At 40.1% G+C, this 735-nt stretch carries 1 protein-coding gene and 1 pseudogene; both read right to left on the bottom strand.

Annotated elements, in window-relative coordinates; translation table 11 throughout:
• Positions 1-226: pseudogene (locus tag R8O11_RS27350) on the bottom strand (CoA-disulfide reductase); the annotation flags it as partial.
• Between the two features lie 71 nt (positions 227-297).
• Positions 298-483, bottom strand: a complete 186-nt coding sequence (locus R8O11_RS27345; protein ID WP_005460908.1) for a DUF2892 domain-containing protein — start codon at positions 481-483, stop codon at positions 298-300.
• Positions 484-735 lie beyond the last annotated feature (252 nt).

The following is a 735-nucleotide window of genomic DNA, read 5'->3' as shown; positions in this document are numbered from 1 at the left end:
GAACATCAACGTTAAAGCGTGCTAAAAAGCTTTCTGGCGTTTGTAGTAGTAATTTACTGCGTTCTTGGATATCGCCGCCGATGTGATAAGGCAAGCCACAGTTGGCAAATGAAACAAACGGGCCACGTTCAAACATGATGATTTCGGCATCTTCGCTCAGACGACGAGCACGCGCCGCCGCAGATGCACCACCTGCAACACCACCGACGATTAAGATCTTAGTCATTTTTAACTCCAAGTTTTAGGGCGAGCTGACCTTTCACGAATAGCCAGTGTGAAAGGTCACTGCGCTCTAGATTATCTAAAACCAAATTTCTTTAAAAAATAAGCAGCAGGGCAGATTCCCGTGTAAGCACTTTGAATAAGATTAACGCCGATAAACACGGTGAACCAAATGAAGTTACTGTGAACGAACACGGTTAGTATGACCGAGACCAATACCATCGTGCCTGCAAAAACTCGTACTGCATTTTCTAACGTCATAACTCTTCTCCTTCGTACTCTCAAACTGAGAACGCCATCCTTTGATGTTCATCACTATAATTAACTAAATTAGAAATGTCTAATGTTAATTTATCTAAATTCACAATTACTAATTTAGTGTTGACTAAAGATACTGTTTTAGTAATATCTAATTTAGTTTTTAATGTAGAGGTGAGTCATGAGCTATACAGATATGGATGTAGCAGCAATGAAAGGCAATGCCAATGAAGCTGCTGATCTCCTAAAAGTAAT

It is taken from the genome of Vibrio sp. 1288, assembly GCF_033344475.1.
The sequence above is the reverse complement of the archived record's forward strand: the minus strand, read 5'-3'. Positions and strand labels throughout refer to the sequence as shown.